The sequence below is a fragment of the Bacillus sp. GM2 genome (assembly GCF_056155945.1).
In genome coordinates this window covers 484028-498758 of record NZ_JBRKSZ010000007.1, presented here as the reverse complement: position 1 = coordinate 498758, position 14731 = coordinate 484028, and the positions used below count along the sequence as shown (strand labels likewise).

General features: G+C 47.1%; 11 protein-coding genes and 1 pseudogene. 2 read left to right on the top strand and 10 right to left on the bottom strand.

The window, feature by feature from the left end; genetic code table 11:
- Positions 1–6: 6 nt before the first annotated feature.
- The 3 genes from ACVC9U_RS03530 to ACVC9U_RS03520 are packed head-to-tail and all read right to left on the bottom strand — an operon-like array spanning position 7 to position 2607.
- Entirely contained in the window at positions 7–495 is a 489-nt protein-coding gene (locus ACVC9U_RS03530) for a lipoprotein YteS (RefSeq protein WP_075751894.1), read from the bottom strand.
- On the bottom strand, positions 492–1613 hold the full coding sequence (locus ACVC9U_RS03525; protein WP_075751893.1) for a glycoside hydrolase family 88/105 protein: 1122 nt from the start codon (positions 1611–1613) through the stop codon (positions 492–494). The genes ACVC9U_RS03530 and ACVC9U_RS03525 overlap by 4 nt, the downstream gene beginning before the upstream one ends.
- Before the next feature lie 28 nt (positions 1614–1641).
- Positions 1642–2607: an ABC transporter permease gene (locus ACVC9U_RS03520; protein WP_020452644.1), complete on the bottom strand. Its 966-nt coding sequence runs from the start codon at positions 2605–2607 to the stop codon at positions 1642–1644.
- Positions 2608–2822: 215 nt separating this feature from the next.
- Here ACVC9U_RS03520 and ACVC9U_RS03515 point away from each other — a divergent pair.
- Positions 2823–5132: pseudogene (locus ACVC9U_RS03515) on the top strand (helix-turn-helix domain-containing protein).
- A 31-nt stretch (positions 5133–5163) separates the two neighbouring features.
- Here ACVC9U_RS03515 and ACVC9U_RS03510 read toward each other — a convergent pair.
- The 5 genes from ACVC9U_RS03510 to ACVC9U_RS03490 form a co-directional block, all read right to left on the bottom strand.
- A complete protein-coding gene (locus ACVC9U_RS03510; protein ID WP_020452646.1) occupies positions 5164–6669 on the bottom strand; it encodes an extracellular solute-binding protein in 1506 nt (501 codons plus the stop codon).
- 16 nt (positions 6670–6685) lie between these two features.
- Positions 6686–7564, bottom strand: a complete 879-nt coding sequence (locus ACVC9U_RS03505; protein WP_020452647.1) for a carbohydrate ABC transporter permease — start codon at positions 7562–7564, stop codon at positions 6686–6688.
- A gap of 141 nt (positions 7565–7705) precedes the next feature.
- On the bottom strand, positions 7706–8470 hold the full coding sequence (locus ACVC9U_RS03500) for an NAD-dependent epimerase/dehydratase family protein (RefSeq protein WP_075751891.1): 765 nt from the start codon (positions 8468–8470) through the stop codon (positions 7706–7708).
- Between the two features lie 18 nt (positions 8471–8488).
- The gene (locus ACVC9U_RS03495; RefSeq protein ID WP_075751890.1) at positions 8489–9376 is read right to left on the bottom strand and encodes a dienelactone hydrolase family protein; all 888 of its coding nucleotides are present in this window, start codon (positions 9374–9376) and stop codon (positions 8489–8491) included.
- A 186-nt stretch (positions 9377–9562) separates the two neighbouring features.
- Complete coding sequence (locus ACVC9U_RS03490; RefSeq protein ID WP_441390129.1) at positions 9563–10513, bottom strand: APC family permease; 951 nt, start codon at positions 10511–10513, stop codon at positions 9563–9565.
- Positions 10514–10640: 127 nt separating this feature from the next.
- Between ACVC9U_RS03490 and ACVC9U_RS03485 the strand changes: the two genes are divergently transcribed.
- Entirely contained in the window at positions 10641–11534 is an 894-nt protein-coding gene (locus ACVC9U_RS03485; RefSeq protein ID WP_441390128.1) for a LysR family transcriptional regulator, read from the top strand.
- Positions 11535–11539: 5 nt separating this feature from the next.
- Here ACVC9U_RS03485 and ACVC9U_RS03480 read toward each other — a convergent pair whose 3' ends face one another.
- Together ACVC9U_RS03480 and leuS are read right to left on the bottom strand one after the other, a co-directional pair.
- Positions 11540–11944 carry a VOC family protein gene (locus ACVC9U_RS03480; RefSeq protein WP_441390127.1) on the bottom strand — a complete coding sequence of 135 codons (405 nt, stop codon included), beginning with the start codon at positions 11942–11944 and terminating at the stop codon, positions 11540–11542.
- A 362-nt stretch (positions 11945–12306) separates the two neighbouring features.
- Entirely contained in the window at positions 12307–14721 is a 2415-nt protein-coding gene (leuS, locus tag ACVC9U_RS03475; RefSeq protein ID WP_441390126.1) for a leucine--tRNA ligase, read from the bottom strand.
- Positions 14722–14731 lie beyond the last annotated feature (10 nt).

Below are 14731 nucleotides of genomic sequence, written 5' to 3'. Positions count from 1 at the left end.
TCATTTTCAGCGAAGCGCTTCGATGAGTTCCGTCGCTTCAGGGGTTTTCTTCGCATAGACCGGTATGAAAGCTGCCATGTCTGTATTCAGCTGAAACGTATAGCCGTTCAAACGTTTTTCTCCTTTTTCAATGACAGCCGCATACAGCTGTACGTCCCCGTTTTTACCCGGAGCGCTGTACGGCTCTTTTTCTTCCGAGGCAACATTCAATGGCTGAAGTCCTTCAGGATCGTAAAAAGGTTTAAACATGTCTTCTGGAACGATAAACAGATCTCCTTCTTTCGCCGCAATTTCAACTAGAAGTTTTTCCGGTGCAGCCGGGAAAACGGTGATGTTGAGCTGTTCTTTCCCGGCAGCGCGCTGGACGTTTTCCTTTATTTCAGCCGGTGCATCCGAAAAGATCAATACGTCTGTTCCCCGGCCTCCATCCTTTCCGCATGAGGAAAAAAGAAGCACTGCTGCAAATAGAAGGACGGAGAAAGCGAAGTTCTTCACTTCGCTGCCTCGCGGGAAAAGCGGCCGGTCTTTTCAAGTTCTACAAGTGCCATGATCAATGCGCCGACACCGTGAAGATCGTTGGTGCTTTTTTCCCGCCCGACATAATAATCGTATGTCCCTGCAGAAGTTCCGACGCAAATATCTTTTAAAAGCAAGCCTTCTTTTGCGCTCAGCTCGATTTTCTCTTCGACGAGTCCTTTGAAAGCCTTTGCGGCTCTATCAATATATGATGAATCGATATAGCCCATGCGAGCTCCTTTCGTCATCGCGTACATATACAAACACGAGCAGGAGCTTTCAAGCCAATTATCCGGAAGTCCGCCTTTATCGACAACCTGGTGCCATAACCCTGTGCGTTCATCTTGAAAATCGGCAATGCTTTTGACCATCTCTTGAAGCGCCCGGGTCCACTCCTGTCTTGTGTCATGCCCCTGCGGGAGCAGTTCGATCATATCGCTCAGTGCAAGCGCGTACCAGCCGATTGACCTTCCCCAAAATTCGGGAGAACAGCCTGAAACGGGGTCGGCCCAGGGCATTTCCCTCTTTTCATCCCACGCATGATAATATAATCCCGTCCTGCAGTCTTTCGTATGTTTTCTCATCAGTTTTTCTTCGAGGATGACCATATCGTACAGTTCAGGCTCATTGAACGCTCTTGCATACTTGAGTGCGAAAGGCCCTCCCATGTACAACCCGTCAAGCCACATTTGGTAAGGATATTTATCTTTATGCCAAAACCCGCCTTCTTCTGTTTGATTCAGCGTATCAAAAAGGCCCTTCAGCTTTTTGGCGGCTTTACGGTAGCGTTCATCGCCCGTTTCATCATACAAAGGATAAAGGATAAGTCCGGCTTGTATGGCGTCCAGTTCATCCCTCCTGAAATAAAAATTCCCGCAGCCGTCAATGAGCTCATCGGCGTATTCTTTTACATATTTGAAGTATGCTTCTTTCCCCGTTTCTTCCCAGAGGCGAATCAGTCCGCACAGAAATACGCCCTGATGGTAGTGCCAGCGTCCGGCCGGCGGCAGCTCCTTTGGTGTATACGCTTTCATTATTGTTTTGGCCGCTTCTTCGGCAATGTAAAGAGGCGTTTTTGTGATGAGAGATTGATTCATGTCATTCAATTCCTTTCATCAAAAAATATTAATATATTCCTTCTTCTCCAAATTTCTTCGCCATCCTGTTTGCAAATATGACAAGAATGAGACCGACAGCTGCTTTAAATAAACCGACGGCTGTACTGTAGCTGAACTGCCCCTGCTTTAATCCGGCCGTGTATACATACGTATCAAAGATCTCGGCCACTTCGCGGTTCGTTGCATTCAAAAGCAGATACACATGCTCAAAGCCGAGTTCGAGCGTATCGCCGATTTTCAAGATAAGCAAAACAACGATGACGCTTCTGATCGCAGGTAGTGTGACATGCCACATCCTCCTCAGGCGATTGGCCCCGTCCATTTTCGCCGCTTCGTAAAGCTGCGGGTCGACAGCGGTAATCGCCGCCAAATAAATGATCGTCGACCAGCCGGCTTCCCTCCAGATGACCTGGAGAATATACATCGGCCTGAACCAGCTTTCATTCAGCAAAAAGTTGATCTTTTCTCCGCCGAAGTAGGCGATAATCTCATTGATCAATCCTCCATCAACCGTCAACAGGACGAATGAAAGCGATACCACAATAACCCATGACATAAAATGCGGAATATAGATCAGCGTCTGGACAAACTTTTTGAACAATGCGACTCTGACTTCATTCAATAAAAGCGCCAAAATAATTGGTATCGGAAAGAATACAACAAGGTTGAGGAAAAACAAAATCAATGTATTCTTCAGAAGCATAAAAAACGTCGGTTCGGTAAACAGCCTTTCAAAATGCTTAAAACCAACCCATTCGCTCCCCGTTATGCCGAGAAACGGCTGGTAATCCTGAAACGCTATGACAATCCCCCACATCGGCACATACTTAAAAAGCAAAAAATAAATCAGTCCCGGCAGAATCATCAAATATAAATACTTTTGCTGGAGAAGCTTTTCCCAAAAACGCGTCTTTCGTTTTTTTTCAACAATATGGGCCGGATTTTTTCCGGTCTGGACATCGGCTGCTTTCATAAACGGCCTCCCTTCGTGATGTTTGCTTTCACTTTATCCCACCATGAAAAAATAAATCTACAATCATATCATCACATCGGCCCCACCTCGCCCGGCAGCCGGCAAAACCTAATAAAATGAAACGATGGTTAGAAAATGATTATTGACAAATTCACACAAAAGTCGGATTAATTATATATGAACATCTCAAACGAAGATTTGTTGGGGGGGAATTTATGAAGAGAAAACAATATAAGTTTTACTATAAGCTGGTGACCTTCTTTCTCGTTCTGAGCACCATTCCGGTCATCATCGTCGGCTTTTTTTCCTATCAGAGATCAGCGGAAACGATTGAACAAAACGTTACAAACGAAAAGCTCCAAACCGTTGGCCAGACACAGCTAAATATCGAGCATATTTTAAAAACGGTTGACCATTCCTTCACCAATTACGTCCGTTCCTATCCTTTAATTCAGACACTCAGCCGCACCATTACACCAGAACGCTTTCAGCTATATAACCAAATCAACAAGGAATTAAACGAACTGCAGACATTCGATACCGATCTGTCGGATATCACGCTGATCAGCCAAGAAAAAAAGTGGTATATCAACAATTCCGGTTTATATCCTTTAGATCAGGGAAAACAAGCCATCACGATCTCGCTTTACAACGCTTTAAAAAGCCGTTCCAGCTGGGTGCTTGAAAAAAACAACGACCTTGTCGCCACAAAAGAAGGAGCTTCGGGCAACTGCCTGTACAACGTCAATCTGGTCAAACAGCTTCCCCTGAACAGCATGGAAAACAGAGGCCTTGCGATCGCGAGCATTCCTTCTTGTTCACTTGTCAAGCGCATGCCTCATCATTCAAAAACAAACAGCATGATGGTGCTTGATGACAACGGACGGATCATCCTTCACTCAGACCCGTCAATGATTGGGCAATCGATCAAACAAAAGGATTATTTCAAAACGATCCGCCGGCATCAGGACAAAAACGGCCAGTTTGATACAACAGTCAGCGACACCGCCTATAACATTACATACCAGAAATCAGATTACAATAATTGGATATATATTTCGTTAACGACCATTCCGGAACTTTATCAACAGACGGCATCAATCGGCTGGTTCACATTTACGACCTGCGTCATTTTGTTAGCGCTTTCATATCTATTTTCCTGGTTTGGTTCACGTCATTTTTACAGGCCGATCAAGGTTTTGTACGAATCCGTCTCAGGCTTTTCTGCGGGGGCCGCTTCCGGCCAAGAGAATCCGAAAAACGAATTTGAACTGATTGAACGGAATATTAAAGAGATGAAAAATAAAAACCATGATCTGAAGGTGCGCGTCGAACAGCAGGTCACCCAGCTGAAGCAGTATTTTTTAACAAGGCTTTTGCTCGGCAAGCTGAGCGAAGAAGAAATTAAAGACCGTTTTACAGGGCTCGGCTTCCCTGAAGATTGGAGCCACCTGTCCGTTTTTGCACTGCAAATTGATACATTGAAAGACACATCATATGAAAAAAAGGATCTTGATGTCCTGCTGTTTGCGATCAACAGCCTTGTCGAACGATCTGTGCCCAAGAATAAGCGCCTCCCGCCGGTTGTCATTGATAAAACGTAGACCATCATCATGCTGAACCGCGGACAGCCGCTGGACAGGTTTCAGGAGGACTTGGAGCGTACCGCATCATCCATCAGGGATAAAATTCATGAAGAGCTTGGATTGTTTGTCAGCATCGGCATCAGCCAGCCGTTTACAAGCCTTGCAATGTCGAAGCGCGCTTATTTGGAAGGGCTTGAAGCGCTGACATACCGTCTGAAATCAGGAAAACACGCGGTGATTTTCTATGAGCATCTTGACCGCAACAAAGCGTTTTTAACCCAGTTTCCAAAGCAGATCCAAAATGAACTGTTTGAAGCTATTAAAACGTGCAACCGTAAACAAGCGGCCGAACAGCTTCATCTTCTCCTTGAATCGATTTGTTCTGAAAACATGAATCCGCATCACTGCCAGTTGGCGATTGCAAGGCTCTTGAACAACTTGATTGAATTTATGCATTTGCTCGGAATCGAGATTTTTGAACCGAACGAAAATACGATGCTGTACGACGACGTCTTTGAGCTGACGACCATCGAGGAAATCGAAAGCTGGCTGAACGCGCAGATTATCGTCAAGATGATCGATACACTCAGCATCAGAGAAGAATCGCAATACAAAAACATCTCAGAAAAAATCGTCCATATTATCCAGCAGGAATTCGACACGGACTTGACGCTCGAATCGATCGCAGGAAGGCTTCATTACAACCCCAACTATTTAAGCAGCATCTTCAGGAAAGAAATGAAAATATCGTTCAGCGAATACTTGTCATCCTACAGGCATCATATCGCGAAGAACTGGCTGACGGAAACGACGCTGTCCGTAAAAGAAATTTCTGAAAAACTGAAATACAAAAATCCGCAGAATTTCATCCGCTCATTTAAAAAGCTGGAAGGAATCACGCCCGGCAAATACCGCGAGCTGAAAAATCATTCGGCATAAAAAGACAATCCCGGTTTCCCGGGATTGTCTTCTATTTTTCTGCTTTTTTAAATGACTCCTCATATTCTTCTATTACTTGATCTCCGCCGTTCGTCCGCCATTTTTCAACCGCTTTCTCGAACTGGCTTTCATTGATTTTGCCGAGGATGAATTGATATGTGGCATCATCAATGATCTTTTGCAGTTCATCGCCTCTTTCAGATGCGGCCGGTGAGTACAAGCTTTCGGCCGGATTTGAGACGATGATCTCATTATTGTCCTCTGTCAGCTCTTCATATTTTGTACGGAGCGGATCTCCCGTATTTTTCAAATATTGTTTATCAATGCCGACGAGAGAGACGAGCGGCTGGATTTCCGCCTGCCAGTCTTTCAGTTTCTCGTCGATCCGTTTGAATTGTTTATTCCCTTCTTTTTTATAGTGAACCCCTTCGATCCCGTAAGTCATCAGGCTGTAAACATCCTCTTCGGCGATCCGGTCGAAAAAGGCCAGAATCCTCTTCAGCTCTTTTTCTGTTTTGACGCTTGTTTTCGGGAAGGCAAAGATTCCGTTATGCCCGCCTGATGCCCAGACGCGTTCCTTTCCGTCCGGCCCTTTGATCCGATTGATGATCTCAAGCTCCATTTTATCATCGACAGACTGGTCTCTTAAATTGACGGCATCGACCATATTTCCGACATAAATGCCGGCTTTCCCTTGTGAAAACATCTCCTGCTGCTGCGTTTTGCTCGTAACCGGGAAGTCTTTGTTGATCAGCCCTTCATCATAGAGTTTTTTCATATATTTCATCGTATCCATGTACTCTTTTGTCATGAAGTCAGGCGTGAACTTGCCGTCTTTTTCCTCCCAGTCAGTCGGCATGCCCATATAGGACCCCAATGTTTTAAAGGCGCCGTAGATCAAATCGTTTCTGTCGGCAAAGCCGATCGTATCGTTCTTTCCGTTTTGGTCAGGATCTTTTTCTGTAAATGCCTTCGCTGTTTCGTAAAGTTCATCAACCGTCTTCGGCATTTCGAGCCCAAGGTTGTCAAGCCAGTCTTTACGGATGACAACCCCCTGTCTTGATAACGGGCGCTCCCTGTAGATGCCGTAAAGCTTTCCGTCGATCGAAGCGTTTTTATTGATCAGCTTGTTCATCTTGCTTAAATTCGGATAATCCTTTAAATAAGGGCCGACCTCCCAAAACATCCCCGACCTGAACGCATTCATGACAGATGAATTTTTAATGTCCTGAATGGTGACGACTTTCGGCAGGTTTCCGGCGGCGAGCGCTGAGTTTAAGCGGTCTTCTTTTACCGCATCAGGCACCCACATTAAATCGAGCTTTGTATTGGTGAGTTCCTCGATTTTTTTAATCGCCGTATCTTTCGGCGGCTGCTGATGATAAAGAATTACCATCCAGCTCAAGTCCAAAGGCGAGTTCAGGTCGATTTTCTCATCCTTTGTAGAAGCCTGATCTGCTCCGCTGTTCGAACAGCCAAGCAGCCCGCCGGCCAAAAGCGCGAACGCAAAAATCGCGATCAGCCATTTTTTCCCCATATTGTCCCCTCCGTTTTTATCCTTTAATTGACCCTAAAAGAGCGCCTTTTGCAAAGTGCTTTTGAATAAACGGATACACGAGCAGCACCGGTATGGTTGCAACGACAATGACCGCCATTTTGATCGTTTGTTCCGGCGGCGCCGCGGCTGCTCCCATTTCCGTCATATCCCCTTGCATACCGCTTGATACGATGACAATCTGGCGAAGCAAAACTTGTATCGGCCATTTTGTCGCATCGCTCAAGTACAGAATCGCCTGCATGTACGTATTCCAATAGGTGACGGCGTAAAACAGCGAAATCGTCGCGATCGCCGGCAAAGACAACGGAAGAATGATGCGGAAGAAGATGCCGATGTCATTGCAGCCGTCGATTTTGGCGGATTCCTCGAGGCTTGACGGTATGTTTTGAAAAAAGTTCTTTAAAATTATCAAGTTAAACGCATTGATGGCCGTCGGAAGAATCAGAGACCAATAGGTATCGAGCAATCCGAGCGATTTTACAACGAGAAAGGTCGGGATCATCCCTCCGCTGAACAGCATCGTGAACACGACCAAGAACATGAGGACGCGCCTTCCCATCAGCTCCTTTCTCGACAACCCGTATGCCATTAAAGAGGATAGAAACATGCTGACCGCTGTCCCTGCGGCTGTGACAAGAATAGAAATGATTAAGCTTCTGTACACAATGTCAGTTGAAAAAATATACCTGTACGCATCCAGCGAAAAAGTCGTCGGTATTAAGATAAACTTTTTCGAAATGACCTCCTCAACTGTCGCGAAAGAGGCTGCAATAACGTGAATGAACGGCAGCACACAAACCAATCCGAACCCTGTTAAAAATGAATAATTCAATATGTCAAACACGCGGCTTCCAGCAGAATGCCTGATCGTCATTTCCCCCTCCTTGTAAGCGCTGTCAAAATATTACGATATCGTGTCTAAAATGTAGCAAACAGAAAGGAGAGCGTCTATAATCATTTTTTAAGCAGGATCAGAAAAGCGGAGAAAAAGATCATCACCTTAGAAGATGATACGTCAGTCTTCATCAAGGATGTCTGAGGCGCTTACTTTCGGCTTGAACCCCAGTTCCCGAATGGCGGAATCGATCGACCACGGCCGCCCCTTATTGTCGCTGACAGCATAATATGTACCATATGTTTTGCCGGATTCGATTGCGGCTTTAAAAATCCCGATAAGGTCGGGGTGGGATAACAGCGTTTTTTTGCTCCTCGGTTTTGCGCGCAGCGTTTCTTGCTCATTTTCAGCGGCTGTCCCGATCCGCAGATTGATCACGGAAACCTTGGCGTCTAATTGGTGCGAGAAAAGGTAGCCGAGATTTTCGGACGCCAATTTTAGCAAGCCGTACAAGCTTTTCGACTGCGGGTAGTCATCAGTGTTGATCTGCCTCCCCAGCAGAGAATCTCCGTCCTTTTCATACACATCTGTCACATGGTTGCTGCTTGCAAAAACCACCTTCGGCACCCCGAGCTCCGCCGCCGCCCGCAAAATCGTATATGTCGCTTTAAAAAAGATATCCGTCATTTTCTCAAACTCCTGCCGGTCAAGCAAATCACCCGACGGCTTTACAGCTAAAAGGTTGATCACCGCATCCGTATTCAGAGGAATGTTTTTCACGACTTCATTGTAATCTGCCGCATCCACCCGGACAAAGCGGACAGCCGGCTTTTCATCCGGTTCTTTTAAATCCAGCACTGTCACCTCGTATCCTTCGCCTGCCAATCCGCATGCTAATACGCGGCCGACCGTGCCGTTCCCTCCGATGATCGTCACCTTTTTCACAGTGATTCACCTCCTGTTTTACAGCCATGTTTTTAAGAAACCGATCGCTTTATGCCTCATTCCGGCTGTCTCGAAGTGCCCTGAATGAGAGCGAAACACTTCATAGCGTTCACCGGCGCCTTTTTCTTTATACACATCGGACAGCTTTTCTTCAATGAGGTCAATCCCTTGAACTGGCGTTAGTTTATCTGCGGTTCCGACCAGGCTTAAATGAGGCCTTGGAGCGATCAGGCTTTCGATTTGAGCGGTTGAAAAGTGCTTGACCAGCCCTGGAACATACGAATAGAGATTGTGACGGTCCAAATTCTGCGTCTTGATTAATGTTTCGCTGTCCACCTGCGCGCATATATCAACGCATACGCTGACCCGCTCATCCAATGCAGCAGTCCACCAGGCCATCAGACCTCCCATCGACATGCCGAGTGAAGCGATGCGGCTTTCGTCTGTGTCCTCCCGCATGCTCAGGTAATCGATGGCTCTGATGCTGTCGAAGACCATCATTCCCCACATCACCCGCCCTGTCCAAAGCATTTCTTTAAATATCTCACTCTCCGTTTTGCCCCGCCTGTCTCCGAAAGCCCAATGGTCAATCGCAAGCACGGAAAATCCCAAGGCCGTCAATTCCTCGGCGAACGGCGGTGTTTGCAAGTAATCCGCTCCTTCAATCAGCTCCTCCTTTCCCCTTTCGTAACGTCCTCCGTGTGAATGACAGTAAAGCACGGCCGGCCGCTTGCCGTTCATCTGTTTCGGTTTTGCAAAATAGGCCGGCACCGCTTCAATTCCGTTTAACTCAAGCAAAAGCGTTTCGAGAATAAAAGATGACTTTTCTTCAATTTTAAGAGTGCTCACATCAATGCTTTTTTTCCCCGGCAAATCGCCGAGCAGTTTGAAAAGTTGACTGCGCATCGTGTTCCCCTTTCTTTTTCCGTTTGATTGATTAATACGATTTGAAAGGGCGTTTTACCTTTTTCCAGATGATAAGTTGACGGAAGTTCACCACAAACAAGGCGCTGGCAAGCATGATAAACAGTAAGACCCAGGGTGATGAAAACAAAAGAAGCAGCGAGAAGCACCCCATGAGAAAGAGGCAGCCTATTTTGTAAACGCGGCCGGATAGCAGCTTGTAAGCAGCGGCAAGACCGCACAGCGAGTTGCAGATGAAAAAGGCGATGCCACCAGCCTGGCTGCTCCGCCTGTCACCTGAAAATAAGCGCACATGCAGAGGACAGCAGTGAGGACTGCGATCACAGGCAATGCAAAAGATCCGAACAACGGCGTCAGCATCATCGCCAGCTTCAATTGTCCGTTTGCGAAGAATCCCGGATCAATCCACTGAACAGCTGCCGCAGTCGCCAAATATATGACCGTTACCGTCAGGCTGCTGATCACGACGGCCCGGGGAATCGTTTTCCCGCGGTTTTTCACTTCCATGCTGTAGTTGCCGACGATTTCCCATCCGACCAATGCCCAGAACAACAGCAGCAATCCGCGTCCAAAATCAGCAAACTGAAATGTTCCGTCTACGAGCGGCCCCTCACGGAAGTAAGGCACGGAAGCCGCGCTGCTTCCAAACAGGATAAGAGCCGCGGCAGTAGAGAAAATGAGTGCAACCATGCCGACAAATGAAAGATTAAAGCAAAGAACTACCATACAAAAGATAAAAAAAATGAAGCCGTACAGTTCAGCAGGAAATGCCGTGCCGGCCGCAAGAGAATGAATATATTCGCCGGCCGTCATTAATACGGCGGCGGGACCGAAGCTCGCAGCCATGATAAAATAAAAGACTGCCAACTTTTTAACACGGGAACCGAACGCTTTTTCAGCCGCATAAGCAATCCCGGCATCATTCGGATACTCGACGCTCAATCTGGCAAAAATCCAGGCAAATAAAAAACCGATTCCCAACATCAACAGCCATGCAAAAATCGCATAGTCCCCCGCTGTCTGATGAATCATTGGCGGCAGCAGAATGATTCCGGATCCTAAAATGGGCCCCGTCATCAGCCCGCTTAATAATAAAGGGCCAAGCTTTTTTTCTCTCATACTGATACAATCCTTTCGCAAAGTCATTTAAAATGATTGTAATCTTGTTCAATTCATCAGTAAAATAGATATTATCGATCTGTAACTTCGAATTTTTCGATATAAGATAAAAAAGGGGGATGACGAGATGGAGATCCGACATTTGAAAACATTCAAAACCATCGTGGATATCGGCGGTTTTACCCGTGCTGCCGATTATTTGGGATATGCGCAGTCCACTGTGACTTCGCATGTTCAAGCAATCGAACAAGAATTAAGAAAGCCGCTGTTCTACAGGCTGGGGAAAAAAATGATGCTGACGGAAGCGGGAAAACACCTTCTCCCTTATGCCGCAGAAATGGTCGAACTGTATGAAAAAGCGAGGCACATTCCGGAAAACGACCAGGAGCCGTCGGGAAACTTGATCATCGGTGCCTCAGAATCTTTAACGGTTTACAGATTGCCTGCCATTCTTCACGAATTTACTAACAAATATCCGCAGGTCACGGTCACATTAAAGTCTTCCACGTGCTGGCAGCTGAGAGACGAATTGAAGCAGGGAAAAATCGATGTCGCTTTTCTTTTGGACAACGATCGGAAAGAAAACGACCTTCATGTTGAAAAGCTGGTCAATGAGCCGATGGTGTTCATCTTTCCCAAGGAACACCCGGCAGGACAAAAAGCCCTTGATGATTTGACTTTTACCGCAAATGAAACGTTTTTATATACGGAGCACGGCTGCAGCTACCGTGATTTTTTTGAGGAGTATTTACGTCAAAGGGGAGTCATTGCCGACCATACGATGGAGTTTTGGAGTGTCGAAGCGATTAAACAGTGCGTGATGTGCGGTTTGGGCGTATCCCTTCTTCCTTTGATCACAACGCGCACTGATATCGAAGAAGGAAAGCTTCAGGGCACGCTGGTCTGCGACACCCTGTTTTCCACTCAAATGGCTTATCATAAAAACAAATGGCTTTCTCCAGCAATGGCGGCTTTTACAGATATCGTCCGCACGAAAGCAAGAGACTGGGCACAGGCATAACGTCCCTATATGCCTTCGGTATTCATCAGCACGATCCGCCAGCCGTCCGGATCTTCCACTGTTGCCCCTTTGTCCTTCCAATACGGATTTTCAGGCGGCACTTCGTGATAGCCCATGTCAGCGAGCCTTTTTAAAATGCTCTTGATTTCCTTCTGATCAGGAATATAAAAGACGAACAGATTGTCTTTAGTCAGTGCCGGACAAGGGCTGCCTCCGATATGGGAGGTGAATTCAAGGTGATATTGGACATTCGGCAGGCCGAACATGACGCCATTATACCCTTGATGTCCGGAAAAACCGCCAACCTTTTTCAGGCCCATCCCCTTTTCGTAAAACGAAACGATTTCGTCAAAACGGTCTGTAGGCCGGGCAATTCTGACCTGTACGGCGGAAAAATCGGAAAAATGCATCAAAATCATCTCCTTTTTCCCATTTTAAGCGGTCATGGATCATTTGAAACGAAGCGAACGGCTGAAATATTTTCATCCTTTCGGCGGAATGACAGGGCTTTCAGATTATTAACAAAATCCCAAAACACTTTTAGTTTTGGGATTTTGTCATCCTTTGTCCCGCAATCCTTGCAGTCTAGGAAGGCCGAGCATCGGAGCGGTCTTCCACAGGATGTGGTGACGGCGGTTTTCAGGCAGGCACCCGGGCGGTTTGCCGCCTGATCTTTCTCCTATTCGTGAGCACCGGCTTAGCAGGACTGTCAACGAATGCGCGGGTTTGTCGGCAAGCTGAAAAGCCCCTTCGGGTTGAAGGGGCTTCTCCATTAATTTGCGACAATATTTACAAGCTTTCCAGGTACAGCGATCACTTTTCTGATCGTTTTTCCTTCGAGCTGTTCTTTTACTTTTTCATTATTTTTCGCCAGCTCTTCAAGCTGTTCTTTGTCGGCGTCGGCTGGAACGTTCAGCTTTGCTTTCACCTTTCCGTTCAGCTGAACGACGATTTCGACTTCGTCATCAACGAGCTTTGCTTCATCATAGACAGGCCATGCTTCATACGTGATCGTTTCCTCATGTCCAAGTCGGCTCCACAGCTCTTCAGCCAAGTGAGGCGCGACAGGAGACAGCAATTTCACGAAGCCTTCCATGTATTCTTTCGGAAGCTGATCAGCTTTATATGCTTCATTGATGAAGACCATCAGCTGAGAAATACCTGTATTGAAACGCAGACCTTCGAAATGGTCTGTCACTTTCATGACCGTTTCATGGTAGACGCGCTCAAGCGTTTCGCCAGCTCCTTCAACGATCTTCTCGTTTAACCCGCCTTTGTCATCGATGAACAGACGCCATACGCGGTCAAGGAAGCGGCGGGCGCCGTCAAGTCCTGTCGTTGACCAGGCGATCGATGCATCCAAAGGCCCCATGAACATTTCGTACAGCCGGAGCGTGTCCGCGCCATGCGTCTCCACTATTTCGTCCGGATTGACGACATTGCCTTTCGATTTGCTCATTTTTTCGTTGTTTTCACCAAGAATCATTCCTTGGTTATAAAGCTGTTTGAACGGCTCTTTCGTCGGAACGACCCCGATGTCATAAAGGAATTTATGCCAGAAGCGCGCATACAATAAGTGAAGAACCGCGTGTTCCGCCCCTCCGATATACATATCGACAGGAAGCCATTCCTTTAATTTTTCAGGGGAAGCCAGTTCGTTCGGGTTTTTCGGATCGATGTAGCGCAGGAAGTACCAGCAGCTTCCCGCCCATTGCGGCATCGTATTCGTTTCGCGTCTTCCCTTTTTGCCTGTTTCAGGATCTGTCACTTCCACCCATTCTTTAATGTTCGCAAGAGGGGACTCACCCGTTCCGCTCGGTTTGATTTCCGACGTTTTCGGCAAGATCAGCGGCAGCTCTTCTTCAGGAACCGGAGTCGATGTGCCGTCTTCCCAATGGATGACCGGGATCGGCTCGCCCCAGTAGCGCTGACGGCTGAACAGCCAATCGCGGAGGCGGTATGTTACCTTTTTCTCGCCCTTCCCGTTTTCCTCAAGCCACTGGATCATTTTTTCGATCGCAGCCGCTTTATCAAGGCCGTTCAGAAAGTCTGAATGGATGTGTTCGCCGTCGCCTGTATATGCTTCTTTCTCAACATCTCCGCCTTTGACGACTTCTTTGATCGGCAGCCCGAATGCTGATGCGAATTCATGGTCCCGCTCATCATGGGCAGGAACCGCCATGACCGCTCCGGTTCCGTATGTAGCCAAGACATAGTCCGCGATCCAGACCGGAATTTTTTCCCCGTTTGCCGGATTGACCGCATAAGCACCTGTGAAGACGCCTATTTTTGTTTTGGCAAGGTCTGTCCGCTCCAAGTCGCTCTTTGATTGAACTTCTTCGATATAGGCGTCGACCGCGTCTTTCTGTTCAGGCGTCGTGATTTTTTGAACCAGATCGTGCTCCGGAGCCAAAACGGCATATGTCGCACCGAATAATGTGTCAGGCCGCGTTGTGAAAACCGTAAACGTTTCGTCTGTGCCGTCGACCGCAAAATGAACATGCGCCCCTTCGGAACGGCCGATCCAGTTGCGCTGCATCTCTTTAATGCTTTCCGGCCAGTCGAGTTCTTCCAGATCTTCAAGCAGGCGGTCGGCATAAGCGGTAATCTTCAGCATCCACTGCTTCATTGGACGGCGTTCTACAGGATGGCCGCCGCGTTCGCTTTTGCCGTCGATGACTTCTTCATTGGCAAGAACGGTTCCAAGCGCAGGACACCAGTTTACAGGGACTTCATCTACATAAGCGAGACCTTTTTCGTAAAGCTTTAAGAAAATCCACTGCGTCCATTTATAGTAGTCCGGATCTGTTGTATTGACTTCTCTGTCCCAGTCATACGAAAAGCCGAGCGCTCTGATCTGGCGGCGGAAGTTGGCAATGTTCTGCTTAGTAAAGACGGCAGGATCGTTTCCCGTATCCAGCGCATATTGTTCCGCAGGAAGCCCGAATGCATCCCAGCCCATCGGATGGAGGACATTGTACCCTTGCATCCGTTTCATGCGGGACAAAATGTCGGTCGCTGTATAGCCTTCAGGGTGTCCGACGTGAAGGCCTGCGCCTGACGGATACGGAAACATGTCCAATGCATAAAATTTCGGTTTCGATTTATCTTCACGCGTGGCAAACGTTTTATTTTTCAGCCAATAGTCCTGCCACTTTTTCTCGATTGTTTGATGGTCAAAACTCAATTGTAAAAAC